The organism is Brevundimonas vesicularis, from assembly GCF_044807075.1.
In the GTDB taxonomy this organism is placed as follows: Bacteria; Pseudomonadota; Alphaproteobacteria; order Caulobacterales; family Caulobacteraceae; genus Brevundimonas; species Brevundimonas vesicularis_G.
Genome location: NZ_CP085234.1, coordinates 776,920 through 803,169, shown reverse-complemented (window position 1 = coordinate 803,169; position 26,250 = coordinate 776,920). Strand labels below are relative to the sequence as shown.

Genomic DNA, 26,250 nt, shown 5'->3' with positions numbered 1-26,250 from the left:
GATCAGGCTTCCGACGCCATCTTCTCGGCCTTGGCGACGGCCTCTTCGATGGAGCCGACCATGTAGAAGGCGGCTTCCGGCAGATGGTCGTATTCACCGGCGACGATGCCCTTGAACGAGCGGATCGTGTCGGCCAGCTCGACGAACTTGCCGGGCGAGTTGGTGAACTGTTCGGCCACGAAGAAGGGCTGCGACAGGAAGCGCTGGATCTTGCGGGCGCGCGAGACGACCAGCTTGTCCTCTTCCGACAGCTCGTCCATGCCTAGGATGGCGATGATGTCCTTCAGGCCCTTGTACTGCTGCAGCACTTCCTGAACCGAACGGGCGACGTTGTAGTGTTCGTCGCCGATGACCAGCGGGTCCATGATCCGCGAGGTCGAGTCCAGCGGGTCGACGGCGGGGAAGATGGCCTGGGCGGCGATGTCGCGGCTCAGAACCGTCGTCGCGTCCAGGTGGGCGAACGAGGCGGCGGGCGCCGGGTCGGTCAGGTCGTCGGCGGGCACGTAGATGGCCTGGACCGAGGTGATCGAACCCTTCTTGGTCGAGGTGATGCGCTCCTGCAGATTGCCCATCTCGGTGGCCAGCGTCGGCTGATAGCCCACGGCCGAGGGGATGCGGCCCAGCAGAGCCGACACTTCCGAACCGGCTTGGGTGAAGCGGAAGATGTTGTCGACGAACAGCAGCACGTCCTTGCCTTCCTCGTCACGGAAGTATTCCGCGATCGACAGTCCGGTCAGGGCGACGCGGGCGCGGGCGCCGGGGGGCTCGTTCATCTGGCCGTAGACCAGGGCGCACTTGGAGCCCTCGGTCGAGCCGCCGTTCTTGGACGGGTCCACGTTCACGTTGGACTCGATCATCTCGTGATACAGGTCGTTGCCTTCGCGGGTGCGCTCGCCCACGCCGGCCAGAACCGAATAACCGCCGTACGCCTTGGCGATGTTGTTGATCAGCTCCTGCATGGTCACGGTCTTGCCCACTCCGGCGCCGCCGAACAGGCCGATCTTGCCGCCCTTGGTGTAGGGGCACATCAGGTCGATGACCTTGATGCCCGTGACCAGGATTTCCGAAGAGGTCGACTGCTCTTCGAAGCTGGGCGCTTCCTTGTGGATCGGGCGGTATTCGGTGGTGGCGATCGGGCCGGCTTCGTCGATCGGCTGGCCGACGACGTTCATGATGCGGCCCAGGGTGCCGGGGCCGACCGGCGCCTGGATCGACGAACCGGTGTCGGTCACGGGCTGGCCGCGCGTCAGGCCTTCGGTCGTGTCCATCGAGATGGCGCGGACCATGTTCTCACCCAGGTGCTGGGCGACTTCCAGAACCAGGGTGAAGGGCTCGCCCGTCTTCTGGTCGACGTTCTGGGTGTGCAGGGCGTTCAGGATCGCCGGCAGGTGGCCGTCGAACTCGACGTCGACGACGGCGCCGATGACCTGGGCGATCTTGCCCGTGCCGGCGGCGTTGACGGGAGCGGCGGCCGGAGCGGCCTTCTTGACGGCCGGCTTCTTGGCGGCGGGCTTCTTGGGGGCGACGGTGTCGGTCATGGTCAGGGTCCGTATCGGAATGTCTGTTCGGTCGGGATCAGAGGGCTTCGGCGCCGGCGATGATCTCGATCAGTTCGGTGGTGATCTGGGCTTGGCGCTTGCGGTTGTACTGCAGCGTCAGGGCGTTGATGAGGTCGCCCGCATTTCGCGTGGCGTTGTCCATCGCCGCCATCTGCGAGCCGAAGAAGCCGGCCTGGTTCTCGTACAGCGCGGCCAGGATCTGCGTCGTCAGCGCGCGCGGCAGCAGGGTTTCCAGGATTTCCTCTTCCGAGGGCTCGTACTCATAGACCGCGCCGTTCAGGTCGATCGGCGCCGCATCTCCCTCGACCACGGCCGGGATCAGCTGCTTGGCCGTCGGGACCTGCGAGATCACCGACTTGAACTGGCTGTAGAACAGGGTGACCACATCGGCCTGACCCTCTTCGAACGCCGTGGCGATCATTTCGGCGACCGGCTGAGCCGACGGCAGGCCGATCGTCTTATGGTCCGACAGTTCGAAGGTGTGGACCACCTTGTCGCCGTACAGACGCGCCAACTGGTCGCGCGACTTCTTGCCGACGGCGATGATCTTCACGTCCTTGCCGGCGTTGATCAGGCTGTTGATCCGCTCGCGCGCGGCGCGGATGACGTTGGTCGAGAAACCGCCCGCCAGACCCTTGTCCGCCGTCGCCACCACGATCAGGTGACGCTGGTCCTGGCCGGTGCCCGACAGCATCTTGGGCGCGTCGGCGCCCGAGACGCCGGCGGCCAGATTGGCGATGACCGAGGCCATCTTCTGCGCATAGGGCCGGGCGCTTTCGGCCTGGTCCTGGGCGCGCTTCAGCTTGGCCGCGGCGACCATCTGCATGGCTTTCGTGATCTTTTGCGTGGCTTTCACGCTTCCGATCCGATTGCGCATTTCCTTAAGGCTGGCCATCCGGCGCTACTCTCTCAGCTGTCCGGAGGGGCTCAGGCGAAGGTCTTGACGAAGGCGGCCAGGATGTCCTTCAGCTCGGCTTCGAGGTCCGAGGTCAGGTCCTTCTTGGTGCGGATGCCTTCCAGCAGCGACGCGTGGTTCGCATGGATGCGCGCCAGCAGCTCCTTCTCGAAGCGCCCAACGTCGCCGACCGCGATGCCGTCGATATAGCCGCGCGTGCCGGCGTAGACCGAGACGACCTGCTCTTCCATCGCCAGCGGCGAATACTGCGGCTGCTTCAGCAGTTCCGTCAGACGGGCGCCGCGCGCCAGCAGCTTCTGGGTCGAGGCGTCCAGATCCGAGCCGAACTTGGCGAAGGCGGCCATCTCGCGATACTGGGCCAGCTCGCCCTTGATCGAACCGGCGACCTTCTTCATCGCCTTGGTCTGGGCCGACGAGCCGACGCGCGACACCGAGATGCCGACGTTCACGGCCGGACGGATGCCCTGATAGAACAGGTCCGATTCCAGGAAGATCTGGCCGTCGGTGATCGAGATCACGTTGGTGGGGATATAGGCCGAAACGTCGTTGGCCTGGGTTTCGATGATCGGCAGGGCGGTCATCGAGCCCGAACCGTAATCCTCGTTCAGCTTGGCCGAACGTTCCAGCAGGCGGCTGTGCAGGTAGAAGACGTCGCCCGGATAGGCTTCACGGCCGGGTGGACGGCGCAGCAGCAGCGACATCTGGCGATAGGCGACGGCCTGTTTCGACAGGTCGTCATAGACGATCAGGGCGTGCATGCCGTTGTCGCGGAAGAACTCGCCCATGGCGGTGCCGGCGAACGGAGCCAGGAACTGCAGCGGGGCGGGCTCCGAGGCGGTGCAGGCCACGACGATCGTGTATTCCAGCGCGCCGGACTCTTCGAGGGTCTTGACGATCTGGGCGACCGTCGAACGCTTCTGACCGATGGCGACGTAGATGCAGTAGAGCTTGGCGCTCTCGTCGTCGGTCTTGTTGACGCTCTTCTGATTCAGGATGGTGTCGATGGCGACGGCGGTCTTGCCGACCTGACGGTCGCCGATGATCAGCTCGCGCTGGCCGCGGCCGACGGGGATCAGGGTGTCGATGGCCTTCAGGCCGGTCTGCATCGGCTCATGAACCGACTTGCGCGGGATGATGCCGGGCGCCTTGACGTCCACGCGGCGGCGCTCGGTGAACTGGATCGGGCCCTTGCCGTCGATCGGCTCGCCCAGCGGGTTGACGACGCGGCCCAGCAGGCCGCGGCCGACCGGCACGTCCACGATCTCGCCCAGGCGGCGCACGTCGTCGCCCTCGGCGATGGCGGCGTCGGCGCCGAAGATCACGGCGCCCACGTTGTCGCGTTCCAGGTTCAGGGCCATGCCCTTCACGCCGGCCTTGGTGAACTCGACCATTTCGCCGGCCTGGACGTTGTCCAGACCGTGGATGCGGGCGATGCCGTCGCCGACCGACAGCACGCTGCCGACGTCGGAGACATCGGCTTCGACGCCGAAGTTGGCGATCTGCGACTTGAGGATGGCCGAGATTTCAGCGGCGCGGATGTCCATGACGGGCTCTCTGTTCTTCAGTCTTTTTTGCGGTTGCGCCGTTCAGGCGCCGACAATCGGGTGGACGGGGCGAGCGATCAGGCCCGCTTGAGGGCGAACTTCATCTGGTCGAGCTTGGTCTTCAGCGAGGCGTCGAACAGTTTCGAGCCGACCTTGACCTTCAGGCCGCCCAGGATCGACGGATCGACGCGCGCGGTCAGTTCCGGCGCCTTGCCCAGGCTCTTGGACAGGGCGGCGGTGATGGCGGCGACCTGTTTGGCGTCCAGCGGCTGGGCCGAGACGATCTCGGCGGCGACGACGCCGGCGTGTTTGGCGTAGCGCGCCTCGAACCCGGCGATCACGGCCGGCAGGTCCTTGGCGCGACCGTTCTGCGCCAGCAGACCCAGGAAGTTGGTCGTGGTCTGCTCGAACTTGGCCTTGGCGGCGATGGCGACCAGCCCCTTGGCCTGATCGGCGGCGGCGATGACGGGCGAGACAGCCAGGCGACGCAGATCGGCGCTTTCGGTCCAGGCCGCCTTCAGCGACTTCAGGTCGGCGCGGACGGCGTCCAGACGGCCGGTTTCCAGCGCCAGGTCGAACAGCGCCTGTGCGTAGCGATCGCCGACTTCCGTCGTTCTGAAATCATCAGCCACTGATTAGGGTCCGAGGTCGTTGTGTCAGGGTCGCAACCGAATGCGAGGCTCGCAACGGTCAAAAGCTTGAAATGCTTACGGAAAGCACGACGGAGGCCGTATCCGTAAATACGCCCCCTTCAAGCCGGGCGCCTGATAGCACGGGGTTTCGCCGCTCGCAACATTGCGTGAAGGCGCGCCGATGCCGCAGGGGACAGACGAGGTATCTCGTCTCCTCCCCACAGCGTGGAGAGGGGGGGACCGCGAAGCGGTGGAGGGGTTCTTGACGTCGCTAAGCGCCGGGGCGCGAAGAGAAAGCACCTCCGTCTCTCCGCTGCGCTCCGGCCACCTCCCCATGACATGGGGAGGAGACGGTGCTCAGCCATCGCAATGTCGCTGGCGCCTCTCCAACGATTTCAACCGCTTGACGATTTATGTCGCCGTTCTCCCATCCACGGGGTCAAACGGCCCCATAATGCACCCGTCTCGTCGCATGGAGGGCTCGTAAGGCCTGCGACCTTGCGGCGGCGAGAGCGGATGGAACGGGAGCGGGTCTGAAACGGCTCGCGCCGACAGCGACTCATGGAGCGGTGTCGGAGGGTCGAGGGGGATACTCGATCGCACTCGGGACGGTCCTCGCAGGGACCGCCGACCCGTCGCAGGCTTATGGGGTTAGGCGATAAGACCGCCACCGCTCGGCGCCCCGAGCTTGCAGGCCAACTTTCCGCGCGGAGCGTCATACCCTTCGTCGAAACGGTACTTCACATCACAGAACTCCGGGCGAAGGCCCGGCGCTCCGCCCAGCCCTCCACCAACTTCGCTGCGATTGCGCGAAGGCGCCGTCGCGTGTCCAGTCGCCTTCCCGACAGACAGGGGGTGCGACCATGACGCCGCACCCATCGCTTGATCGGAACCTGCGTCGGCCCTAGCGCTTTCCGCTCAAGCTTTATCCTCCACCAGGAAACCCCATGCTCGACAGCATAACCCCCTTGCTCTCCGATCCGGCCGCCTGGGCCGCATTGGTGACCCTCATCGTGATGGAGGTCGTGCTCGGCATCGACAACCTGATCTTCATCTCAATTCTGTCGAACAAACTGCCCGAGCATCAGCGGCAGAAGGTGCGGCGCATCGGTATCGGCCTGGCGCTGATCATGCGTCTGGCCCTGCTGTCGATCATCGCTTGGCTGGTCGGTCTGGTGCAGCCGGTCTTCACCGTCATGGGCAATGAATTCTCGTGGAAGGACCTGATCCTGATCGCGGGTGGTCTGTTCCTGGTCTGGAAGGCGACCAAGGAAATCCACCACACGGTCGATCCCACCCCCAGCCACGGTGTCATGGACAAGAAGGACGTGGTCATCGCCAACGCCGGCGCGGCCATCTTCCAGATCATCCTATTGGACATCGTCTTCTCGATCGACTCGATCCTGACCGCCGTCGGCATGACCGAGCACCTGCCGATCATGGTCGTCGCCGTTCTGGTCGCCGTGACCGTCATGCTGCTGGCCGCCGACCCCCTGGCCAACTTCATCAACAAGAACCCCAGCGTCGTCATGCTGGCGCTCGGCTTCCTGCTGATGATCGGCATGGTGTTGATCGCCGACGGCTTCGGCTATCATGTGCCCAAGGGCTACATCTATGCGGCAATGGCCTTCTCGGCCGGTGTTGAGGCGTTGAACATGCTGGGTCGCAAATCCGCATCCAAGAAGGAAAAGGCCGAACTGGCCCGCAGCGAGGCGAACGCCGCCGAGGCCCGCGCGCAAAAGGCCGAGGCCGAAGCCGCCGCCGAGCGGGGCTGAGGCTCATGATGCGCCTGTCGTCCCGGCTCGCCGGCCTTGTCGCCGGTCTGCTGCTGACGACAGGCGTCGCCCTGCCGGTCAGGGCCGAAGTGCCGGTCCAGTCCTACGAGGTCGTCCGGGCCTATCCCCACGACACAGGGGCCTTCACCGAAGGCCTCTTCTTCCACGACGGCGACCTCTACGAGAGCACGGGCCTGTATCCCTCCTTCATCCGCAAGGTCGACCTCGAAACAGGCCGCGTGGAGCGTCAGCGCGACCTGCCGATCATCTATTTCGGCGAGGGCATGACCACGCTGAACGGCAAGCTCTACAGCCTGACCTGGCGCAACCACATCGGCTTCATCTGGAAGCTGGACGACTTCTCGCCCTTGGGCGGCTTCTCCTATCCGGGCGAGGGCTGGGCCCTGACCACCGACGGCCGCCGCCTGATCATGAGCGACGGCACTGATCAGCTGCGCTTTCTCGACCCCGAAACTCTGGCCGAGACCGGCCGCGTCTCCGTCACCGCCGATGGCCGGCCGCTTGATCAGATCAACGAGCTGGAATGGATCGACGGCGAGGTCTTCGCCAATATCTGGCAGAACAACCGCATCGCGCGCATCGATCCCAAGACCGGCGTGGTCAAGGCCTTCATCGACCTGACCGCCCTGGTCCCCAAGGGCGCGAACCTCGACCCCAACGACGACGTCCTGAACGGCATCGCCTGGGACGCGGCGGGGAAACGCCTGTTCGTCACCGGCAAACGCTGGGCGCAGCTGTTCGAGATCAAGCTGCGCTGATCCGCATGAAGAAAAGGCCGGACGCTGCGACAGCGCCCGGCCCTCTTCTTTTTCTGCCCCTGCCCCCGGCTCAGCCGTGCAGGTCGAACCTGTCCAGCTCCATGACCTTGGTCCAGGCCGCCACGAAGTCGGAGACGAACTTCCCTCCGGCGTCGGCCCCGGCATAGACCTCGGCCAGCGCGCGCAGCACGGCGTTGGAGCCGAACACCAGATCGACACGCGTGCCGGTCCACTTGGCTTCGCCCGTCTTGCGGTCGCGGCCTTCGAAGACGTCCTTTGCGTCCGAGGTCGCCGCCCACTTCACGTCCATGTCCAGCAGGTTGACGAAGACATCGTTGGACAGCACGCCCGGACGCTCAGTCAGCACGCCGTGCGTCGCGCCGCCCGTATTGATGTTGATGGCCCGCAGGCCGCCGATCAGCACCGTCATCTCCGGCGCCGTTAGCGTCAGCCGCTGCGCCTGATCGATCAGCAGCGACTCGGCCGGCACGGCATAGCGCGCCTTCTGGAAGTTGCGGAAGCCGTCAGCGACCGGCTCCAGATAGCCGAAGGATTCGACATCCGTGTCCGCCTGGCTGGCGTCCGTCCGGCCAGGCGTAAACGGCACGCTGGCGTCATGGCCCGCCGCCTTGGCCGCCTGCTCGACGCCGGCATTGCCGGCCAGCACGATCAGGTCGGCCAGGGAGACCTTCTTGCCGCCCGTCTGCGCCTGATTGAACTCGGTCTGGATGCGCTCCAGCGTCTTCAGCACCCGGTCCAGCTGTTCGGGCTGATTGACGGCCCAGTCCTTCTGCGGCGCCAGGCGGATGCGCGCGCCGTTGGCCCCGCCCCGCTTGTCCCCGCCACGGAAGGTCGAGGCCGAGGCCCAGGCCGCGCCGACCAGTTCGGCGGCGCTCAGGCCCGAGTCCAGCACCTTGGCCTTCAGAGCCGCCGCGTCCGTCGCGTCGATCAGCGGATGATCCACTTCCGGCACCGGATCCTGCCACAGCAGGACTTCGCTCGGGACTTCCGGCCCGACGTAGCGCGAACGTGGTCCCAGATCGCGGTGCGTCAGCTTGAACCAGGCCCGCGCAAAGGCGTCGGCGAACGCTTCCGGATCGTTCAGGAACCGGCGCGAGATCTTCTCGTACTCCGCGTCGAACCGCATCGACAGGTCGGTCGTCAGCATGGTCGGCCGCTTCTTCTTGGACGGATCGTGGGCGTCGGGAATGACCTCGCCCGCGTCCTTGGCCACCCACTGGTGCGCCCCGGCCGGGGACTTCTCCAGCTCCCATTCGAAGCCGAACAGGTTCTCGAAGAAGAAGTTGCTCCACTGGGCCGGCGTCTGGGTCCAGGTGACTTCCAGGCCGCTGGTGATGGCGTCGGCGCCGTGCCCCGTGCCGAAGCTCGAGGTCCAGCCCAGGCCTTGCGCCTCCAGGCCGTCGCCTTCAGGCTCTGCGCCGACGTGGTCGGCAGGGCCCGCGCCGTGCGTCTTGCCGAAGGTATGGCCGCCCGCGATCAGGGCGACCGTCTCCTCGTCGTTCATCGCCATCCGGGCGAAGGTGTCGCGGATGTCGCGCGCCGCCGCGACCGGATCGGGATTGCCGTCTGGCCCCTCTGGATTGACGTAGATCAGGCCCATCTGCACGGCGGCCAGCGGGTTTTCCAGATCGCGCGAATGCTTGTCGCCGTCCGCATTGTCATCGCTGACCAGAACGGCCTCGTCGCCCGGCTTCACCACCCCGTCCGAGCCGTGGGCATAGCGTTCGTCGCCGCCCAGCCAGGTCGTCTCGCGACCCCAATAGACGTCCTGATCCGGCTCCCAGGTGTCGGCACGTCCACCCGAGAAGCCAAAGGTGCGGAAGCCCATCGTTTCCAGCGCGACGTTCCCGGTCAGGATCATAAGGTCGGCCCAGGAGATGGCCTGGCCGTACTTCTGTTTGATCGGCCACAGCAGGCGACGCGATTTGTCGATATTGACGTTGTCGGGCCAGGAGTTCAGCGGCGCGAACCGCTGCTGGCCCCGCCCGCCGCCGCCGCGACCGTCGCCGACGCGATAGGTGCCGGCGCTGTGCCAGGCCATGCGGATGAACTGCGGGCCATAATGGCCGAAGTCCGCCGGCCACCAGTCCTTGGAGTCCGTCATCAACGCGCGCAGGTCCGCCTTCAGCGCCTCATAGTCCAGCTTGGAAAAGGCCTCACGGTAGTCGAACGACTCGCCCAGCGGATCGGACTTGGTCGAATGCTGGTTCAGCAGATCGACCCGCAGCTGATTGGGCCACCAATCGCGATTCTGAACGCCGCCGCCTGCGACCGATCGGGGCGTCCGGCCGGAAAAGGGGCATTTGGCTTCGTCGGTCATGGTGTTTTCTCCCTGCTGCTCTGGCGCACGACGGCGAGCGATTTTTGCATCGCCCTGTCGATGATGGGGTCATACGACACGGGTCAAACGGATAAAGCCAATCGATTATCCTTGGCGTCAGCATAGGACAGGCCTATTTCACTTCCATGCTCCCCACCCTGCGTCAGCTCCAGTATCTCAAACTCTTGGCCGAACACGGCAGCTTCTCGCGCGCCGCCGAGGCCGCCCACGTCAGTCAACCCGCCCTCAGCGCCGGGGTGCAGGAGCTTGAGCGCATCCTGGGCGCGCCGGTGGTCGAACGGGCGCGCGGCGCCGTGATCATGACCGCCGTCGGAGCTGAGGCCGTTCGCCGCGCCGAGGACGTCCTGGCCCGCACCGAGGATCTGGTCGAGGCGGCCAAAAACGCCGGGCGTCTGCTGTCCGGCCGATTCCGCCTCGGCGTCATCCCCACCGTGGCTCCCTTCCTGCTGCCCGCCAAACTGCCGTCGGTGAAGGCCGCCTATCCCAGCCTGAAGCTGTTCATCCGCGAGGATTTGACGCCCCGGCTAATCGCAGCGCTGAAGGCGGGTCAGATCGACGCGGCGGTCATCGCCCTGCCCTATGATGCGCCGGGCATCGCCCACGCCCGCATCGGCGATGACGAGATCATGGCCGCCGCCCCAGCCGACCATGCTCTGGCCGCGCCCGGCCCCATCCGTCCCGGCTCGCTGCGGGCGGAGGATCTGATCCTGCTGGAGGACGGCCATTGCCTGCGCGACCATGCCCTGGCGGCCTTGGACATCGAGGCCCCGCGCGGCGACGACGTCTTTGCGGCCACCAGCCTGCACACCCTGGTTCAGATGGTCGGCTCGGGCCTCGGCGTTTCCTTCCTGCCGAAGATGGCGGTGCAGGCCGGTTTGGCCGACAACCCCTCCGTCGCCATTCGCGCCTTCGAAAACCAGGCCGACGGCGCCCCGCCCCATCGCGAGATCGTCGTCGCCTGGCGCGCCGGCTCAAGCCGCGCCGCCGAGGCCCGGCTTCTGGCCGAGGCCCTAAAGCTGGACTGAAGCTGGATTGAAACTGGACTGAACCGCGCCGCCCAGCAGGCGTTGGCTTCCCGACAACGGATCGGCGCCGCCCCGGGCGTCCGACCGAAGCTTCAGGACGCCCCATGGCCTATCGCACCCTCAATCCTTTCACCGAACAACTGGTCGAGGACTATCCGGAACACACCGACGACGCCGTCGAGGCCGCCTTGGCCAAGGCCGACGGCCTGTTCCATTCGGATTGGTCCAAGGGCGACATCCAGCCGCGCCTCGCCGTGCTGAAATCCTTGTCAGGCCTGCTGACCGACAACCGCGACGACCTGGCCCGCACCATGGCCGAGGAGATGGGTAAGCCCCTGGCCCAGGGCCAGGGCGAGATCGATCTGTGCGCCGGCATCGCCGCCTACTATGCCGAGAAGGCCGCCGACTTCCTCAAGCCCGAAAAGATCGACAGCGAACTGGGCGAGGCCTGGGTCGAGTTCCATCCGATCGGCGTGCTGCTGGCGGTCGAGCCGTGGAACTTCCCGATCTATCAGCTGATCCGCGTGGTGGCTCCCGCCATCGCGGTCGGCAATCCCGTGCTCTACAAACACGCGGGCATAGTGCCGCGCTGCGCCGCCCGGTTCGCCGAACTGGTGCGCGAGGCCGGCGCACCCGAAGGCTTCGTCGCCAACCTCTACATCTCCTCGGACAAGGTCGCGGAACTGATCGGCAACGACCGCATCCAGGGCGTGGCCCTGACCGGGTCAGAGGGCGCCGGCGCCAAGGTCTCGGCCCGCGCCTCGGAAATGCTGAAGAAGTCCACGCTTGAACTGGGTGGCAGCGACGTCTTCGTGGTGCTGGACGACGCCGACATAGAAAAGGCGGTCGCGGCGGGCGTCGAGGGTCGCCTGTCCAACGCCGGACAGGTCTGCACAGGCTCCAAACGCTTCATCGTCCAGAAGTCGGTCTCCGACGCCTTCATCACCGGATTCGTCGAAGGCATGAAGACCGCCGTCATGGGCGATCCGCTGGACGAGGCCACCGACCTGGGTCCGCTGTCGTCCGAGGATGCGCTGAAGACCCTGACCAAACAGGTGCAAGAGGCGATCCAGCACGGCGCCAAGGCGCTGACCGGCGGCAAGCCCGCCGACCGCACCGGCTTCTTCTACGAGCCGACCGTCCTGACCGACGTCGCGCGCGGCAACCCGGCCTTCTATCAGGAGTTCTTCGGTCCGGTGGCCCAGGTCTTCGTGGTCGAGGACGACGATGCGGTCGTGGCCCTGGCCAACGATTCCCACTTCGGCCTGGGCGGCTCGATCTTCTCGGGCGACACCGACCGCGCCCGCAAACTGGCCTCGCGCATCGAAACCGGCATGGTCTTCATCAACACCACCACGACCTCCATGCCCGAACTGCCCTTCGGCGGCGTCAAACGCTCGGGCTTCGGCCGCGAGTTGGGCGATGTGGGCATCAAGGAGTTCGTGAACCGCAAGCTGGTCGTCGTCAGCGCCGACTGACCACCGCCCTTTCTGCAAACGTAAAAGGGCCGGCGGATCGTTCCGCCGGCCCTCTTTCTTGTCTGGACGAACCGCGACCTATTCGGCGGCGATCGGCGCTTCAGTTTCCGGACCGCGCGCCAGGTTGCGCAGCACGTAAGGCATGACGCCGCCGGCCAGCAGATAGTCCAGCTCGGTCTGGTTATCGATGCGGCAGCGGACCGGGAAGCGGGCCATCTTGCCGTCCGACGGGCGGAACAGCTCGACCCACAGATCCTGACGCGGCTTCAGCTTGCCGATGTTGGCGTCCGACAGGCCGCGGATCGTGACGATCTCTTCGCCCGTCAGGCCCAGCTTCAGCCAGCCGTCCTGCTTGAACTGCAGCGGCACGACGCCCATCCCGACCAGGTTGGAGCGGTGGATGCGCTCGAAGCTTTCGGCGATGACGGCGCGGACGCCCAGCAGACGCGTGCCCTTCGCCGCCCAGTCGCGCGACGAGCCGGTGCCGTATTCCTTGCCGGCGAAGACGACCAGCGGACGACCTTCCGACTGATACCGCATGGCCGCGTCATAGATCGACATGGTGTCGCCCGACGGGAAGTGCTTGGTGACGCCGCCTTCGATCTCGGGCGTGATGCGGTTCTTGATGCGGATATTGGCGAAGGTGCCGCGCATCATGACTTCGTGGTTGCCGCGACGGGCGCCGTAGCTGTTGAACTCGGCGGCCTCGACGCCGTGGTTGGTCAGATAGACGCCGGCAGGCGAGGTCTTCTTGATCGAACCGGCCGGGCTGATGTGGTCGGTGGTGATCGAGTCGCCGAAGATGGCCAGAACACGGGCCTCGACCACGTCCTGAACCGGGGTCAGGTCCATCGACAGGCCGTCGAAATAGGGCGGGTTGGCGACGTAGGTCGAGCTGTCGTCCCACTCATAGGTCTGGCCGCCGGTGACCTTGATGGCCTGCCAGTGCTTGTCGCCCTTGAACACGTCCTTGTAGCGTTTGGCGAACATGGCCGGGGTGACGGACTTGCGCTGGATGTCGGCGATTTCCTGCGTGGTCGGCCAGACGTCCTTCAGGAAGACGTCGTTGCCCTTCTTGTCCTGACCGATCGGATCCTTGGTGATGTCGATCCGCATCGAGCCGGCGATGGCGTAGGCCACGACCAGCGGCGGCGAGGCCAGATAGTTGGCCTGGACGTCCGGGTTCACGCGACCTTCGAAGTTGCGGTTGCCCGACAGGACCGAGGTGGCGACCAGGGCGTTGTCGTTGATCGCCTTGGAGATGGCCGGATCCAGCGGACCCGAGTTGCCGATGCAGGTGGTGCAGCCGTAGCCGACCAGGTTGAAGCCCAGGGCGTCCAGGTCCTTCTGCAAGCCAGCGTCGGTCAGATAGTCGGTCACGACCTGCGATCCGGGGGCCAGCGACGTCTTGACCCAGGGCTTGGCCTTCAGGCCCAGCGCATTGGCCTTGCGCGCCACCAGACCGGCGGCGATCAGCACCGACGGGTTGGAGGTGTTGGTGCACGAGGTGATGGCCGCGATGACCACGTCGCCGTCGCCGACGGTGAACTTCTCACCCTCGACCTCGGCGCGCGGGGCGTCGGCCGGGCGGGCGAAGACGTCGGTCAGGGCGGTTTCGAAGGCCGGGGCGGCGGTGGTCAGTTCGACGCGGTCCTGCGGACGCTTCGGACCCGCCAGCGACGGCACGACGGTCGAGATGTCCAGTTCCAGCACGTCGGTGAAGACCGGGTCTTCCGAATTCTCGTCGATCCACAGGCCTTGCGCCTTGGCGTAGGCTTCGACCAGGGCGACGCGCGCCTTGTCGCGGCCCGTGGCGGTCAGATAGCCGATGGTCGCGGCCGAGACGGGGAAGAAGCCGCAGGTGGCGCCGTATTCCGGAGCCATGTTGGCGATGGTCGCCTGGTCCTCGATGGTCATGTTCGGCAGTGCGTCGCCGAAGAATTCGACGAACTTGCCGACCACGCCCTTCTTGCGCAGCATCTGGGTGACGGTCAGCACCAGGTCGGTCGCCGTCGTGCCTTCGGGCATCGTGCCCGTCAGCTTGAAGCCGATGACCTCGGGGATCAGCATCGGGATCGGCTGGCCCAGCATGGCCGCCTCGGCCTCGATACCGCCCACGCCCCAGCCCAGGACGGCCAGGCCGTTGATCATGGTGGTGTGGCTGTCGGTGCCGACGACGGTGTCGGGATAGGCGACGGTCTTCTTGCCTTCGTCCAGGGTCCAGACGGTCTGGGCCAGGTTCTCCAGGTTCACCTGGTGGCAGATGCCGGTGCCGGGCGGCACGACGCGGAAGTTGTTGAAGGCCGACGAACCCCAGCGCAGGAAGTTGTAGCGTTCGATGTTGCGCTCATATTCGCGCTCGACGTTCTGGCCGAAGGCTTTGGACGTGCCGAAATTGTCGACCATGACCGAGTGGTCGATGACCAGATCGACCGGCACCAGCGGGTTGATCTTGGCGGCGTCGGCGCCCAGGGCGCTCATGGCGTCGCGCATGGCGGCCAGATCGACGACGGCGGGCACGCCGGTGAAGTCCTGCATCAGCACGCGGGCCGGACGGAAGGCGATCTCGTGCTCGACCGAGCCCTTGTTCTCGATCCAGGCGGCGACGGCCTTCAGGTCGTCCTCGGTGACGGAAACGCCGTCCTCGTTGCGCAGCAGGTTCTCCAGCAGCACCTTCATCGAGCGCGGCAGGCGGGAAATCCCGGCAAGCCCTGCTTCCTCGGCGGCGGGAAGGCTGTAATAGGCGTATTTCTTACGCCCGACGGAAAGGTCCTGGCGGGTCTTGAAGCTGTCGATCGACGGCATGGAGAGTTCCTCTGGTCAGCGCCGCCCGACAATCCGGTTGCGCCTTCGCGCGGCAGACGCAGCGGCTCACAGGACCCCTGCGCGCGCGGCGAAAGCCTGCTGCGGCGACCGTGCCTATAGCCCCGCCGCGCCGCACCGTCCATGTGTCCACACCCCTGACGTGGACATTGAGAAGGGTTCGCAGAAAACACGCCCAGCCTCTCCCTCCCCGGAACGGGGAGGGTGGTCGCGTAGCGACCGGGTGGGGGCGGCCCGGCAGGGGCGCGCGGCTTGTGGCGAGAGCGATCAGCGATGTATCACGCCGCCGCCCCCACCCGACCTCGCTGTGCTCGGCCACCCTCCCCGGAGCGGGGAGGGAGATGCCGTCATGATCCACACCCTCACCCTCTCCGGCCTGACCGTCTCACGCGGCGAGCGGCGACTGTTCGACGGCCTCGACCTGACACTGCGCGCCGGCGAGGTGCTGGCCCTGACGGGCGCAAATGGGGCGGGCAAGACCAGCCTGCTGCGCGCCATCGCGGGCCTGTTGCGCCCCGACGCCGGGACGGTCGCCTTCCAGGACGGCGACGGCAATCGGCTGGACGAACGGCTGGCGCGTGGACGTGAAACCCATTTTCTCGGTCATCTGGACGGGCTGAAGGGCGGCCGCACCGCGCGCGAAGAGCTGGGGTTTCAGTGCGATTGGTTGGGTCACACCCAGTACGGCGTCGACCACGCGATTGAGGCCTTCGGCCTGAAGCCCCTGCTGGACCTGGAGGTCCGGCGTCTTTCGGCTGGTCAGCGCCGTCGCCTGGCCATGGGCCGGCTGATCGGATCGCCGCGCGCCCTGTGGCTTCTGGACGAGCCGATGGCGCCGCTGGACACGCGTTGGCGCGAAGCCTTCGCCGAGCAGATGCAGCGTCATCTGGACGCCGACGGCCTGATCGTCGCCGCCGTCCACGACCCCCTGCCGCTGGCGACCCGCAACCTCGACCTGGGGGCGCTGAAGTGAGCCGCCGCGATGTCGATCAGGAACCCCGTCCGCCCGGCCTGCGCGGCGCGACGCGCGTTCTGCTGGAGCGCGAACTGGATCTGGCCTGGGGCGGGGGCGGCGGCCCCTTGCTGGCCTGCGGCTTCTTCGTCTGTCTGACCGCCATACTGCCGCTGGCGGCCGGCGGCGATCCGCGCACGCTCGGCCCTGTCGCCGGCGGCGTCGCGTGGTTGGCGCTCGCCCTGGCGTCCCTGCTGTCGCTGGAGCGGCTGTTCGAGCGCGACATGGAGGACGGGGCGCTGGATCTGCTCGCCCTCGGCCATCTGGCGCTGGAGCAGGTCGTCCTGATCAAGGCCCTGGCGCAGTGGATCGCCGTCGGTCTGCCGCTCGCCCTGACCGCCCCCGTCGCCGCCCTGGCGCTGGGCCTGCCCACATCGCTGACGCCGCTGGTCGCCCTGACCGCCCTGATCGGCGGCGCGGGCTTCGCCTTCACCGGGGCGCTGGGCGCCGCTCTCGCGCTAGGCGCCAGGCGCGGCGGGCTGCTGATCGCCGTGGTCGTCCTGCCGCTGTTCATCCCCCCGGTCGTCTTCGGCGCCGGCGCCCTGGAGCGCGCCGGATCGGGCCAGCCGGTCGGCCCTGCGCTGGCCTTGCTCTGCGCCTACGTCCTGTTCGCCGCCGTCGTCGCGCCCTTCGGCGGGGCCGCCGCCGTTCGCAACGCGCAAGGGTGAGCTTGCCCGCCGCCCCTTCGCCGCGTAAGCGCTGTACCGATGTTCGGCCTGTCCAATCCGCAGCGCTTCATGGCCTTCACCGGCCCGTTGACGCCCGTTCTGTGGGGGCTCGCCGCCGTGCTGTTGGGCGTCGGCGCCTGGCTCAGCTTCACCGTTCCGGCCGATTATCAGCAGGGCGACACGGTGCGGATCATGTTCGTGCATGTGCCTGCCGCCACCCTGGGCCTGGGCGCCTATGCGGCGCTGGGCGTATCCAGCTTTTTTGCGCTGGTCTTCCGCCACGCCCTGGCCGACGCCGCCGCCCGCGCCGCCGCCCTGCCGGGCGCCGCCTTCACGGCCCTGGCCCTGTTCACCGGCTCGCTGTGGGGCCAGCCGATGTGGGGGACCTGGTGGGTGTGGGACGCGCGCCTGACCAGCGTGCTGGTGCTGTTTCTCTTCTACCTCGGCTATATGGCGCTGAGGGCCTCGATCGACGATGAGCAGAAGGCCGGGCGCGCCGCCGCCGTTCTGGGATTGGTCGGCCTGATCAATCTGCCGATCGTGAAATTCTCGGTCGACTGGTGGAACACCCTGCATCAGCCCGCCAGTTTCCTGACCCCCGGATCGTCGGGCTTGGACCCCGTCTATCTGCCGCCCTTTCTGACCATGCTCGCGGCCTACGGGACGCTGTTCGCGGCCCTGTGGCTGACAGCCATCCGCACCGAGATCCGCCGCCGCCGCGTCATGACCCTGCGCGCCCGTCTGGCTCAGGAGGCCTGAAGCCATGCTCGATCTCGACATGACCCCCTACGCCGCCTTCGTCTGGCCCGCCTGGGGCGTCAGCGCCCTGGCGCTGATCGTCCTGACCGTCCGCGCCGTCATCGCCTCCCGCAAATGGAAGCGCGAACTGGCCCGACTTGAAAGGGTCGAAAGCGAAATAAACGGCGCTCAAGCAGCGCGAAGCGCGGTAGCGCCAACAAATAACGAGCTTCGCCCGTGAACCGCTGGCTGGCCCTGATCCCGCTGGCGGTCCTCGCGGCGCTGGCGGCCCTGTTCGTCGGCTGGTCGCTGAAGCGAGACCCGGCGTTCAAGCCCGACGCCCTGGTCGGCCAGACGATCCCAGAGACGGTCCTGCCCCTGCTGTCGGGCGACCAGGCTGGACCGGGCAATCTGGACCTGAAGACCGCCGGCGTCGGTCGGCCCATGCTGGTCAATGTGTTCGCCTCCTGGTGCGCGCCGTGCCGGATCGAACATCCCAAACTGCTGGCGCTGAAGGCGCGCGGCGTCGCCGTGGTCGGCATCGCCTACAAGGACGAGCCGGTCGCTGCGCGCGCCTTCCTCGACGAACTTGGCGATCCCTATTCGATGGTGCTGGTGGACCGCGAAGGTCGTGCGGGCCTCGACCTCGGCATCTCCGGCGTGCCCGAGACGTTCGCCGTCGACGCCATGGGGCGCATCACCGCCAAACAGTCCGGCCCCTTGCTGAACGACGCCGACATCGACCGTCTGGTCGACTCCATGCAGACCCCGCCTCGTCCCGCGCCGACAAAGCGGTGAGGCGGCGTTAACCCTTTTTCGAGGGTTTCCGTTAACCATGTCGGCATGAGCGCGATTCGTCCCGGCCTGCCTCTGAACACGCCCGCCCAGGGCCTCGATCTGCCGAGCGCACGCAGCGCCCAGGCCGCCTTTTTCCGCGCCGCCATGGATCAGACGACGGCGCCGAAGCCGCCGGTCCCGGCCGCCGCCGTCATGTCCACGATCCGCACCGCCAACCCGGCCCGCCCCGTCGAGGCGCCGGCGGCTCCGCCGCAAAGGGAGGAGCCGCGCATCCTGCGGCCCGGCTCCTACCTCGACATCCGGGTTTGATCAGTTCCAGCCGCGGCTGGCGATATACTGCTGCAGGGCTTCGATCCGCGCCGCATCGGACGGGTGGGTCGAGGCGAACTGCGGGATGCTGCCCTGACGTTGCGACGCCATCAGTCGCCATAGCGCCACGGCCTCAGACGGCTTGAAGCCGGCGCGCGCCATATAGTCGACGCCCAGACGGTCGGCCTCCAGCTCGTCACGACGCGAATAGGGCAGCAGCAGCCCATACTGGGCCGCCAGACCGCCGTAGGCGTTGACCGCGTCCCCATAGCGTCCGGCCGCGCCGCCGACGGCCGCCAAGCCCAGACCGGCCGCCGCCTTGCTCGACGCGCGCTCGGCGGCGTGGTTGGCGACGACGTGCGCGATTTCGTGACCGATCACCGAGGCCAGCTGATCGTCATTCTGGACCAGGGCCAACAGGCTGTCGGTCACGCCGATCTGACCCGACGGCAAGACGAAGGCGTTGGGGCTGGTCGCGGGGAAGACGGCATAATCCCATGTTCGATTACCCAAGCCCGCCGCCTGCACCAGCCGATCGCCGACGCGGCGAATGCGGTCCACCTGAGCGCCGGTCGTCTTGACGCCGGGCTTCGCCACCGCTTCGCGCCAGGCGGCTGCGGACTGCTGGGACAGGGCCGCGTTGTCCACCAGCAACAGCTGATTGCGACCCAGGGCCTCGTTATAGGCGCAGGCGGACAGCGTGGAGGCCGCAGCGGCGGCGGCGAGAAGAACGGCGGAACGGCGGCGAAGACCCACGGCGGACCTCATGAATGGACAAACAGGTTGGCCATCAAATCCCGATGGTCGGCCAAGGTTCCCTGCTCACTCCATAGGCGTCGCACCCAGCAGGGTCCGGCACGCCTCCGCCTCGGCCGCCAGGGCCTTTCGCTTGGCCTCGCCGAACCCGTCCAGCGTCTTGTAGGGCATGGCCAGCCGCACATTGTCCCGCAGCCGGCCGCGATTGCGCTCCAGAAAGCCCCAGTACAGCCGGTTGAACGGACATGCCGCGTCGCCGCTCTTGCTCTTCACGTCATAGCGACACGCCCCGCAGTAGTCGCTCATCCGGTCGATATAGGCCCCCGACGCGGCATACGGCTTGGACCCCACGATGCCGCCGTCGGCGAACAGGGCCATGCCGCGCGTATTGGGCATCTCCACCCATTCATAGGCGTCGGCATAGACGCACATGTACCAGTCATCGACCTGATCGGGATGCACGCCCAGCAGCAAGGCCAGATTGCCCGTCACCATCAGCCGCTGGATATGGTGGGCGTAGGCGTTGTCGCGCGTGGTCTTCACCACATCGGCGACACAGGCCATGTCGGTCTCACCTGACCAGTAGAACCAGGGCAGCTTGCGGTCCGCATCCAGATAGTTGCGCGCCCGATACACCGGCGCCTTCAGCCAGTAGATGCCGCGCACGAACTCGCGCCATCCCAGGATTTGCCGGATGAAGCCTTCGACCGCATTCAGCGGCGCCCTGCCCGCCCGATAGACCGCCTCGGCGCGCTTGCAGACGTCTAGCGGGTCCAGCAGGCCCAGGTTGATCGACGTCGAGATCAGCCCATGCCACATCCATGGCTCATTCTCCGCCATCGCGTCCTGCCAGTCCCCGAACGACGGCAGGACATCCTTCAGGAAGTGCTTCAGCGAAGCTTCCGCCTCCTGCGCCGTTGTGGCCCAGCCGAACCCGTCCAGCGATCCGAAATGGTCGCCGAACAGCCGCTCGACATCCGCGATCGCCTCGCACGCCACGGCGTTGGGCGGGATGCGCAAGCGATCGGGCGGCGTCACGCCCTTGGCCAGCTTCTTGCGGTTCTCGGCGTCATAGTTCCAGCGCCCGCCCTCCGGCTGATCGCCGTCCATCAGTATGCCCGTCGCGCGGCGCATCTCGCGATAGAAGAACTCCATGCGCAGCTGCGACTTGCCCGAGGCCCAGCGACGAAAACGGTCGTGGCTGCTGATGAAGCGGCGATCCTCGCGAATCTCGACCGGCAGCCCCGCCCCTTCCGCAAAGGCGGCCAGATATTCGGCCAGTCGCCACTCGCCGCATTCGGTCGTCACCACCGTTTCATAAGCGCCGTCGTCCAGCGCCCGGGCCAGTTCGCCGGTGATGGAGCCGCTGTTGTCCGCATCGTCGATGCGCACATAGCGCACATTGACGCCCCGCCCCTTCAGCCGCTCGGCGTGATTGCGCATGGCGGCGAAGACCAGGGCCAGCTTCTGCTTGTGATGCCGGACATAGGTCGCCTCGTCGCGAACCTCGGCCATCAGAACCGTGTCGATGTCCTGGTTCAGATCCTTCAGCGCCGACAGGTCGGCCGACAGCTGATCGCCCAGCACCAGCCTAAGCACGGACATGCGTTATTTCCATCACCGGGCCCATTTGCGAGCGAGAGACTGAAGTCGAGGACGCAGGCGCAGGAACACCCGGTACGCCCTCTCCAACGCCGCAAGGACCCAGGGGATGCGTGCGGCCAGGCCCAGGGGGCGCAACAGCGGTATGGCCCGCCACATCGCCGCAAAGGCCGCCGCGCCCGACAGCAGTCTTCCATTCTCCGTCGCGTGGAACCGCGCCAGCAGCGTCTCGCGATCCAGCGGGTAGCTTGTCTGTCCGTCCGACACATCCACGAATCGGATCACGCCGCGTCGATCCAGCCGCCGCATCAGGGCGATCTCGCGTCGGCACAAAGGACAGCCGCCATCGTACCAGACGAGCAAGGGAGTCATGACGATCGAAGGCTCTCGGCGACGGCGAACGGGCTCGCCATCCTATACGGCCGTCCTCTACAGTCTGGATCGCAACCCGCCTCGACAGGTGTCCGATGACGATTGAACCCACCGGCCGACATCGCTTGCCGCCACTCGCCCGCATACTGGGTTTCGCCGGCCTGCTGCCCCAGGCGGCGGCGGTTGTCGTCCTTCTTGCAGGCGATGCCGACCAGCAGACCGCCGCCCTCGGCCTGGCCTACGCCTACGCCGCCCTGATCTTTAGCTTTCTGGGCGGCGTCTGGTGGGGACTGGCGGCCGCGACGGGCGTGAAGGCGCCCAAATGGGTCTGGACCGCCTCTGTGGCGCCCTCGCTTCTCGCGTTGGCGACCAGCGTCGTTTGGGCGGCGGGCTCCGACCCGGCCGTGTCGCTGGTCGTGCTGGGAGTCTTCATCGCCGCCAGCGTCCTGGTCGATCTGAAGCTGAAGGCGGCCGGTCTGACGCCCGAGGGCTGGCTGGCGCTGCGGGCGCCGCTGTCAATCGGTCTGGGCGTGCTGACGCTCGTCGCCGGACTGATCTGAAAATATCTTAGGCATCGGGCAAAAAATCGGGGCCTGCCGCAACCGACAGGCCCCTGATTTTACTCGTCTCGACTTGGAGCGGGCGAAGAGATTCGAACTCTCGACCCCAACCTTGGCAAGGTTGTGCTCTACCACTGAGCTACGCCCGCACTCCGTAGGAGCTAGGTGCGCTCCCCGTCGAGGAGGGGGCGTATAGTGACGTGACCCCCTTAAACTCCTCCAGGAATAGCTAGAGTCCGCCCCTCGAAAGGACGGACAGAATGAAGCGATCACGGTTCACGGAAGAGCAGATCATCGGGATCCTGCGCGAGCAGGAGGCCGGCGTTCCGGTGGCGGACCTGTGCAGGAAGCACGGGCTGAGCTCACCGACCTTCTACAAGTGGAAGGCCAAGTATGGCGGCATGGACGTGTCAGAGGCCCGGCGTCTGAAGGCGCTGGAAGAGGAGAACGCCAAGCTGAAGCGGATGCTGGTGGACTCGATGCTGGACAGCGTCGCGCTGAAGGATCTGCTGGGAAAAAAGTGGTGACGCCCGCTGCGCATCGAGAGGCGGCGGCGCACCTGCAGTCGGCCTACGCGATGAGCGAACGGCGGGCCTGCCGGGTGTTGGGCGTGGATCGGACGAGCGTGCGCTATCAGGCGACGCGACCGGACGACGGCGTCCTGCGGGATCGGCTGAAGGCCCTGGCCCAGGAGCGACGGCGGTTCGGCTATCGCCGCCTGCACGTGATGCTTCGGCGCGAGGGGCATGCGGTCAACAAGAAGCGCGTCCAGCGGATCTATCGCGAGGAGAAGCTGACGGTGCGCCGGCGCGGCGGGCGCAAACGCGCCATAGGCACGCGGCGTCCGCTGGAGATTCCCCTGGTCGCGAACCAGCGCTGGTCGCTGGACTTCGTCTCCGACCAGATGACGGACGGGCGGCGCTTCCGCATCCTGACGGTGATCGACAACTGCACGCGCGAGTGCCTCGGGCTCGTCGCCGACACCTCGCTGTCAGGGCGACGGGTGGCGCGCGAGTTGGACGCCATCATCCTGCGGCGGGGACGCCCGGATACGATCATCAGCGACAACGGCACGGAATATACGTCCAACGCCATCCTGGCCTGGGCCGACGACGCCGGCGTGAGCTGGCATTACATCGCGCCGGGCAAGCCTCAGCAGAACGGCTTCAACGAGAGCTTCAATGGTCGGCTGCGCGACGAGCTGCTGAATGAGACGCTGTTCCGATCGCTGCCGCACGCCCGGGCTGTCCTCGAAACCTGGCGGCGCGACTACAACGAAACCCGGCCTCACTCGAAGCTGGGATGGTTGACGCCGAAGGCCTACGCACAGGCGCTCACCGGACAGAGCGGCCGGTCTGCTGCGCTGGTTGATGGCTGCTCAGACCGGCCTATTGCCAACCCCGCCAACCCCAGTTCAGATCAACCAAGGACTCTCGTTATGGCTGGATGAGAAACGGGGGTCACGTCAACGTCTTTCGCGGGGTTCGCTAATCCCGAAAAACCCCATGATGTACGAGCGGTCTCTAGCGCGTGCTGGAGAAGTCGGAGTTCCCGAGCAACCCCCGCTGGTCCGACCTCACGAAGGCGGGCGTCGCGATAGCCAACGACATCATCCGCCTTGAGAGCGCGTGCTCCGATGCGGCCTATAGGCCGTTTTTCCATTGCCGCGACCAGATAGGTTTCGGTGTACGCGCAACGCTTTTTGCTGACGACGGTGGTGCGGTAGCGTTCCAATAGTTCCCGCACGGTCACGTCCAAGGCGATTGAGGCGACCTCACCTCTGCTTTCCAGAAGATCGAAGTCACGCTCTTGCAGCACGCCCCATCGTTCGGCGTCGCGCCGCTGCGCGAAAGTCTTGGAACGAGTGGTGAACCCCTTCCGCCGAACTTGAATTTGCCAGCGGTCTCCCCGCTTCCGAATCGTCGCCAAAGCCGCCTCGTGTGCCATACGAGTGACAGGCTTCGATTTCGATTTCCCATGACGTGCCTGAAGGCCGTCTCGACTTGGAGCGGGCGAAGAGATTCGAACTCTCGACCCCAACCTTGGCAAGGTTGTGCTCTACCACTGAGCTACGCCCGCACTCCGTAGGAGCTAGGTGCGCTCCCCGTCGAGGAGGGGGCGTATAGCGGAGGGTTGATCGGTCCTGCAAGAGGTTTTTTCGGGCTATCGCGGTTCGCGCTGCTTGAGCCCGATAATTGCCTCCACGGCCGCTGCCGGAACGCTTTGCTGCTCGCCGCCTGAGCGCTTTTGCGCTCAAGCAGCGAGCGACCGCGTCGCGAGCGTAGCGCCCTTCCGCGCCTCAGCGCGGGGCCAAACGAATCCCGCCGTCCAGACGGATGCATTCGCCGTTGATATAGACGTTTCGCGCCAGTTCCAGCACCAGCGACGCATAGTCGGCCGGCGTGCCCAGGCGGCTGGGGAAGGGGATGGCGGCGGCCAGGGCGTCCTGGATCTTCTGATCCATCCCCGCCATCATCGGCGTCCACATGATGCCGGGCAGTATGGTGTTGCAGCGCACCCCTTCCTGAGCCAGATCGCGAGCGATCGGCAGGGTCATGGCATAGACTCCGCCCTTGGACGCCGAATAGGCCGCCTGGCCGATCTGGCCGTCCTGAGCCGCGACGGAGGCGGTGTTGACGATTAGGCCGCGCTCGCCGTCCGCCATGGGCTCCAGCGTCACCATGCCCGCCGCCGACTGCGACAGGACGCGGAAGGTGCCGAACAGATTGACCCGCACGGTGCGCTCGAACTGGGCCATGTCGTGGGCCTTGATCTCGCCGGTGTCCTTCTTGCGCGAGACGGTCTTCTGGCCCGTGGCGATGCCGGCGCAGTTGACGGTCAGACGTTCCTGACCATGGGCGGCGCGGGCCTTTTCGAAGGCGGCGGCGACCGAGGCGTCGTCGGTCACGTCCACCTGGCAGAAGACGCCGCCGATCTCGGCCGCGATGGCCTCGCCCTTTTCGGCGTTCAGGTCGAACAGAGCGACCTTCGCCCCCGTCGCCGCGATGGCGCGCGCGGTGCCCTCGCCCAGGCCCGAGGCGCCGCCGGTGACCACTGCGGCGATGGTGTTGTCGAGTTTCATCCTGATCGTTCCTATATTGTCGTGAACCTGAGTTTCGTTTGAGGATTTAGCGGCCATGACCGCCAAAGCCAAACCCGCCGATCCCTCGGATGTCCTGGACCCGAAAAAGGCGCTCGTGCCGTCGGTCGTGAAGATCAATGAGGCCCGCGTGGCCAAGGGCTTCTGGCCCAAGATCCAGCGCACGGCCGCCCGCATCCCCTTTGCGGATCAGGCCCTGGCCGCCTGGTACGCCGCGCGCGATCCGCAGACGCCGATGGCGGCCAAGGGCATGATCTTCGCCGGTCTGGCCTATTTCGTCATGCCGGTGGACGCCATTCCCGACCTCTTCGCGGGCATCGGCTATACCGACGATGCGGCCGTCATCACCGCCCTGCTGGCCCTGGTCGGCGCCAACATCAAACGCCGCCACCGCGACCAGGCCGAGGACGCGGTGCAGCGGCTGAAGGCGAAATAGCTTAGCTCTCGACTGTCACCACGATCTTGCCCAGGGCCTGACGATCGCCCAGGGCCTTGATCGCTTCGCCGGCCTTTTCCAGCGGGAAGGTCTTTGAGACCCGCGGCCTGATCTTGCCGTCGGCGTACATCTGCATCAGTTCGGCCATGTTGGCGGCGTGGGCCTTGGGATCGCGCATCACCGCCGCGCCCCAGAAGACGCCGATCACCGACACCGACTTCAGCAGCGTCAGGTTCAGCGGCAGGGACGGAATGCCCGCCGGGAAGCCGACCACCAGATAGCGCCCGTTCCAGTCCATGGCCCTCAGCGCCGGATCGGCGTAGTCGCCGCCGACCGCGTCATAAACCACGTCCGCCCCGTCGCGGCCGGTCGCCAGCTTGAACTCGCCGGACAGCTCTTTCTGCGCCGCCTTGTCCATCGGTCCCGACGGATAGATCAGGCCGTTGTCGGCGCCTAATTCCAAGGCGAACTCGACCTTGTCGTTGGTCGAGGCGGCGGCGACGACACGCGCGCCCATGGCCTTGCCCAGTTCGACGGCGGCGGCGCCGACGCCCCCGGCCGCACCCAGCACCAAGAGGGTTTCGCCCGCCTTCAGCTGCGCCCGGTCCTTCAGCGCATAGTAGCTGGTGCCATAGGTCATGATCAGGGCCGCCGCTTCTTCGAAGCTCATGGCGTCGGGGATGGGGATGACCGTCTCGGCCCGCACCGCCAGTCGCTCAACCAGTCCGCCCCAGCCCGGCACGGCGATGACCCGGTCGCCCTTGCGCACGCCCTTGACGCCCTCGCCCACCGCCTCGACCACGCCGGCGACTTCGGCGCCCGGCGAGAAGGGCCGCTCGGGCCGGAACTGGTATTTGTCCTCGATGATCAGGGTGTCGGGATAGTTGATCCCCACCGCCTTGACCTCGATGATCACCTCGCCCGTCTTGGGCGTCGGGTCGAGCACGTCCTCCACGACCAGGGTTTCGGGGCCACCAGGCGTCTTGGACAGAACAGCGCGCATCTT

General features: G+C 66.6%; 25 protein-coding genes and 2 tRNA genes. 13 read left to right on the top strand and 14 right to left on the bottom strand.

From position 1 onward, the window contains the following. Nucleotides 1-2: 2 nt before the first annotated feature. The 4 genes from atpD to LG306_RS03830 all read right to left on the bottom strand — a co-directional run bounded on the left by atpD (nt 3) and on the right by LG306_RS03830 (nt 4,651). Nucleotides 3-1,538, bottom strand: coding sequence for a F0F1 ATP synthase subunit beta (atpD, locus tag LG306_RS03845; protein WP_404418354.1), 1,536 nt, complete (start codon nt 1,536-1,538; stop codon nt 3-5). Between the two features lie 37 nt (nt 1,539-1,575). After that, nucleotides 1,576-2,454: a F0F1 ATP synthase subunit gamma gene (locus LG306_RS03840; protein WP_404418352.1), complete on the bottom strand. Its 879-nt coding sequence runs from the start codon at nt 2,452-2,454 to the stop codon at nt 1,576-1,578. A 32-nt stretch (nt 2,455-2,486) separates the two neighbouring features. Beyond that, on the bottom strand, nt 2,487-4,019 hold the full coding sequence (atpA, locus tag LG306_RS03835) for a F0F1 ATP synthase subunit alpha (RefSeq protein ID WP_404418350.1): 1,533 nt from the start codon (nt 4,017-4,019) through the stop codon (nt 2,487-2,489). 77 nt (nt 4,020-4,096) lie between these two features. Beyond that, on the bottom strand, nt 4,097-4,651 hold the full coding sequence (locus tag LG306_RS03830; RefSeq protein ID WP_404418348.1) for a F0F1 ATP synthase subunit delta: 555 nt from the start codon (nt 4,649-4,651) through the stop codon (nt 4,097-4,099). 947 nt (nt 4,652-5,598) lie between these two features. On the opposite strand from LG306_RS03830, the gene LG306_RS03825 reads away from it, so the two are divergent. Both LG306_RS03825 and LG306_RS03820 read left to right on the top strand, forming a co-directional pair. Next, nucleotides 5,599-6,426 carry a TerC family protein gene (locus tag LG306_RS03825; RefSeq protein WP_404418346.1) on the top strand — a complete coding sequence of 276 codons (828 nt, stop codon included), beginning with the start codon at nt 5,599-5,601 and terminating at the stop codon, nt 6,424-6,426. A gap of 5 nt (nt 6,427-6,431) precedes the next feature. Continuing rightward, on the top strand, nt 6,432-7,205 hold the full coding sequence (locus tag LG306_RS03820; RefSeq protein WP_404418344.1) for a glutaminyl-peptide cyclotransferase: 774 nt from the start codon (nt 6,432-6,434) through the stop codon (nt 7,203-7,205). A 70-nt stretch (nt 7,206-7,275) separates the two neighbouring features. Here the strand turns inward: LG306_RS03820 and katG are convergent, their stop codons facing one another. Continuing rightward, a complete protein-coding gene (gene katG / locus LG306_RS03815) occupies nt 7,276-9,546 on the bottom strand; it encodes a catalase/peroxidase HPI (protein ID WP_404418343.1) in 2,271 nt (756 codons plus the stop codon). 146 nt (nt 9,547-9,692) lie between these two features. Here katG and LG306_RS03810 point away from each other — a divergent pair, with 146 nt between their 5' ends. Together LG306_RS03810 and LG306_RS03805 are read left to right on the top strand one after the other, a co-directional pair. Continuing rightward, nucleotides 9,693-10,592: a hydrogen peroxide-inducible genes activator gene (locus LG306_RS03810; RefSeq protein WP_017506284.1), complete on the top strand. Its 900-nt coding sequence runs from the start codon at nt 9,693-9,695 to the stop codon at nt 10,590-10,592. A 104-nt stretch (nt 10,593-10,696) separates the two neighbouring features. Further along, entirely contained in the window at nt 10,697-12,070 is a 1,374-nt protein-coding gene (locus LG306_RS03805; RefSeq protein WP_404418341.1) for an NAD-dependent succinate-semialdehyde dehydrogenase, read from the top strand. Between the two features lie 78 nt (nt 12,071-12,148). Here LG306_RS03805 and acnA read toward each other — a convergent pair whose 3' ends face one another. After that, entirely contained in the window at nt 12,149-14,875 is a 2,727-nt protein-coding gene (gene acnA, locus LG306_RS03800) for an aconitate hydratase AcnA (protein ID WP_404418339.1), read from the bottom strand. Nucleotides 14,876-15,242: 367 nt separating this feature from the next. Between acnA and ccmA the strand changes: the two genes are divergently transcribed. From ccmA to LG306_RS03770, 6 genes are read left to right on the top strand one after another with little or no spacing between them, the layout of a single operon-like run. Beyond that, nucleotides 15,243-15,866 carry a heme ABC exporter ATP-binding protein CcmA gene (gene ccmA / locus LG306_RS03795; protein WP_404418337.1) on the top strand — a complete coding sequence of 208 codons (624 nt, stop codon included), beginning with the start codon at nt 15,243-15,245 and terminating at the stop codon, nt 15,864-15,866. Then, nucleotides 15,863-16,573, top strand: a complete 711-nt coding sequence (ccmB, locus tag LG306_RS03790) for a heme exporter protein CcmB (RefSeq protein ID WP_404418335.1) — start codon at nt 15,863-15,865, stop codon at nt 16,571-16,573. Before ccmA ends, ccmB begins: the two co-directional genes overlap by 4 nt. Before the next feature lie 39 nt (nt 16,574-16,612). Next, on the top strand, nt 16,613-17,332 hold the full coding sequence (locus LG306_RS03785) for a heme ABC transporter permease (RefSeq protein ID WP_404418333.1): 720 nt from the start codon (nt 16,613-16,615) through the stop codon (nt 17,330-17,332). A 4-nt stretch (nt 17,333-17,336) separates the two neighbouring features. Further along, nucleotides 17,337-17,552, top strand: coding sequence for a heme exporter protein CcmD (gene ccmD / locus LG306_RS03780; protein ID WP_404418331.1), 216 nt, complete (start codon nt 17,337-17,339; stop codon nt 17,550-17,552). Then, nucleotides 17,549-18,109, top strand: a complete 561-nt coding sequence (locus tag LG306_RS03775; RefSeq protein WP_404418329.1) for a DsbE family thiol:disulfide interchange protein — start codon at nt 17,549-17,551, stop codon at nt 18,107-18,109. The genes ccmD and LG306_RS03775 overlap by 4 nt, the downstream gene beginning before the upstream one ends. Before the next feature lie 45 nt (nt 18,110-18,154). Beyond that, nucleotides 18,155-18,418 carry a hypothetical protein gene (locus tag LG306_RS03770; RefSeq protein WP_404418327.1) on the top strand — a complete coding sequence of 88 codons (264 nt, stop codon included), beginning with the start codon at nt 18,155-18,157 and terminating at the stop codon, nt 18,416-18,418. Here LG306_RS03770 and LG306_RS03765 read toward each other — a convergent pair whose 3' ends face one another. The 3 genes from LG306_RS03765 to LG306_RS03755 all read right to left on the bottom strand — a co-directional run bounded on the left by LG306_RS03765 (nt 18,419) and on the right by LG306_RS03755 (nt 21,148). Continuing rightward, nucleotides 18,419-19,174, bottom strand: coding sequence for a M48 family metallopeptidase (locus LG306_RS03765; protein ID WP_404418325.1), 756 nt, complete (start codon nt 19,172-19,174; stop codon nt 18,419-18,421). Between the two features lie 66 nt (nt 19,175-19,240). Further along, a complete protein-coding gene (locus LG306_RS03760) occupies nt 19,241-20,779 on the bottom strand; it encodes a cryptochrome/photolyase family protein (protein ID WP_404418323.1) in 1,539 nt (512 codons plus the stop codon). A gap of 12 nt (nt 20,780-20,791) precedes the next feature. Next, nucleotides 20,792-21,148, bottom strand: a complete 357-nt coding sequence (locus LG306_RS03755; RefSeq protein ID WP_404418321.1) for a thiol-disulfide oxidoreductase DCC family protein — start codon at nt 21,146-21,148, stop codon at nt 20,792-20,794. Between the two features lie 95 nt (nt 21,149-21,243). On the opposite strand from LG306_RS03755, the gene LG306_RS03750 reads away from it, so the two are divergent. Continuing rightward, on the top strand, nt 21,244-21,708 hold the full coding sequence (locus LG306_RS03750) for a DUF3429 domain-containing protein (protein WP_295205608.1): 465 nt from the start codon (nt 21,244-21,246) through the stop codon (nt 21,706-21,708). A gap of 74 nt (nt 21,709-21,782) precedes the next feature. Here the strand turns inward: LG306_RS03750 and LG306_RS03745 are convergent. After that, nucleotides 21,783-21,857 (bottom strand) — tRNA-Gly (locus LG306_RS03745). Nucleotides 21,858-21,968: 111 nt separating this feature from the next. On the opposite strand from LG306_RS03745, the gene LG306_RS03740 reads away from it, so the two are divergent. Continuing rightward, nucleotides 21,969-23,158 (top strand): IS3 family transposase gene (locus LG306_RS03740; protein WP_404413560.1). Its coding sequence is split into 2 segments (ribosomal slippage): nt 21,969-22,221 and nt 22,221-23,158, totalling 1,191 coding nucleotides; the frame shifts between segments, so codons are not numbered across the junction. On the opposite strand, the gene LG306_RS03735 is transcribed toward LG306_RS03740, so the two are convergent. The 3 genes from LG306_RS03735 to LG306_RS03725 all read right to left on the bottom strand — a co-directional run bounded on the left by LG306_RS03735 (nt 23,128) and on the right by LG306_RS03725 (nt 24,790). Further along, nucleotides 23,128-23,637, bottom strand: a complete 510-nt coding sequence (locus LG306_RS03735; RefSeq protein ID WP_404418319.1) for a hypothetical protein — start codon at nt 23,635-23,637, stop codon at nt 23,128-23,130. The two genes, LG306_RS03740 and LG306_RS03735, sit on opposite strands and share 31 nt — an antisense overlap. A gap of 75 nt (nt 23,638-23,712) precedes the next feature. Next, nucleotides 23,713-23,787, bottom strand: a tRNA-Gly gene (locus LG306_RS03730). Nucleotides 23,788-24,007: 220 nt separating this feature from the next. After that, nucleotides 24,008-24,790 carry an SDR family oxidoreductase gene (locus LG306_RS03725; protein WP_045809995.1) on the bottom strand — a complete coding sequence of 261 codons (783 nt, stop codon included), beginning with the start codon at nt 24,788-24,790 and terminating at the stop codon, nt 24,008-24,010. Nucleotides 24,791-24,845: 55 nt separating this feature from the next. On the opposite strand from LG306_RS03725, the gene LG306_RS03720 reads away from it, so the two are divergent. Beyond that, nucleotides 24,846-25,244, top strand: a complete 399-nt coding sequence (locus tag LG306_RS03720) for a YkvA family protein (protein ID WP_404418317.1) — start codon at nt 24,846-24,848, stop codon at nt 25,242-25,244. 1 nt (nt 25,245) lies between these two features. On the opposite strand, the gene LG306_RS03715 is transcribed toward LG306_RS03720, so the two are convergent. Next, nucleotides 25,246-26,247 (bottom strand): NADPH:quinone oxidoreductase family protein, encoded by a 1,002-nt coding sequence (locus LG306_RS03715; protein ID WP_055754270.1) that lies wholly within the window; start codon nt 26,245-26,247, stop codon nt 25,246-25,248. Nucleotides 26,248-26,250: the final 3 nt, after the last annotated feature.

Excerpts from the sequence above, each read along its gene's own strand:
- ccmD (WP_404418331.1), top strand. The coding sequence starts at position 17,337 with ATGCTCGATCTCGACATGACCCCCTACGCCGCCTTCGTCTGGCCCGCC.
- LG306_RS03810 (WP_017506284.1), top strand. The coding sequence starts at position 9,693 with ATGCTCCCCACCCTGCGTCAGCTCCAGTATCTCAAACTCTTGGCCGAA.
- LG306_RS03760 (WP_404418323.1), bottom strand. The coding sequence starts at position 20,779 with ATGTCCGTGCTTAGGCTGGTGCTGGGCGATCAGCTGTCGGCCGACCTG.
- LG306_RS03820 (WP_404418344.1), top strand. The coding sequence starts at position 6,432 with ATGATGCGCCTGTCGTCCCGGCTCGCCGGCCTTGTCGCCGGTCTGCTG.
- LG306_RS03720 (WP_404418317.1), top strand. The coding sequence starts at position 24,846 with ATGACCGCCAAAGCCAAACCCGCCGATCCCTCGGATGTCCTGGACCCG.
- LG306_RS03825 (WP_404418346.1), top strand. The coding sequence starts at position 5,599 with ATGCTCGACAGCATAACCCCCTTGCTCTCCGATCCGGCCGCCTGGGCC.
- LG306_RS03755 (WP_404418321.1), bottom strand. The coding sequence starts at position 21,148 with ATGACTCCCTTGCTCGTCTGGTACGATGGCGGCTGTCCTTTGTGCCGA.
- LG306_RS03840 (WP_404418352.1), bottom strand. The coding sequence starts at position 2,454 with ATGGCCAGCCTTAAGGAAATGCGCAATCGGATCGGAAGCGTGAAAGCC.
- acnA (WP_404418339.1), bottom strand. The coding sequence starts at position 14,875 with ATGCCGTCGATCGACAGCTTCAAGACCCGCCAGGACCTTTCCGTCGGG.
- LG306_RS03785 (WP_404418333.1), top strand. The coding sequence starts at position 16,613 with ATGTTCGGCCTGTCCAATCCGCAGCGCTTCATGGCCTTCACCGGCCCG.
- ccmA (WP_404418337.1), top strand. The coding sequence starts at position 15,243 with ATGATCCACACCCTCACCCTCTCCGGCCTGACCGTCTCACGCGGCGAG.
- atpA (WP_404418350.1), bottom strand. The coding sequence starts at position 4,019 with ATGGACATCCGCGCCGCTGAAATCTCGGCCATCCTCAAGTCGCAGATC.
- LG306_RS03750 (WP_295205608.1), top strand. The coding sequence starts at position 21,244 with ATGACGATTGAACCCACCGGCCGACATCGCTTGCCGCCACTCGCCCGC.
- LG306_RS03715 (WP_055754270.1), bottom strand. The coding sequence starts at position 26,247 with ATGCGCGCTGTTCTGTCCAAGACGCCTGGTGGCCCCGAAACCCTGGTC.
- katG (WP_404418343.1), bottom strand. The coding sequence starts at position 9,546 with ATGACCGACGAAGCCAAATGCCCCTTTTCCGGCCGGACGCCCCGATCG.
- LG306_RS03770 (WP_404418327.1), top strand. The coding sequence starts at position 18,155 with ATGAGCGCGATTCGTCCCGGCCTGCCTCTGAACACGCCCGCCCAGGGC.
- LG306_RS03725 (WP_045809995.1), bottom strand. The coding sequence starts at position 24,790 with ATGAAACTCGACAACACCATCGCCGCAGTGGTCACCGGCGGCGCCTCG.
- LG306_RS03805 (WP_404418341.1), top strand. The coding sequence starts at position 10,697 with ATGGCCTATCGCACCCTCAATCCTTTCACCGAACAACTGGTCGAGGAC.
- atpD (WP_404418354.1), bottom strand. The coding sequence starts at position 1,538 with ATGACCGACACCGTCGCCCCCAAGAAGCCCGCCGCCAAGAAGCCGGCC.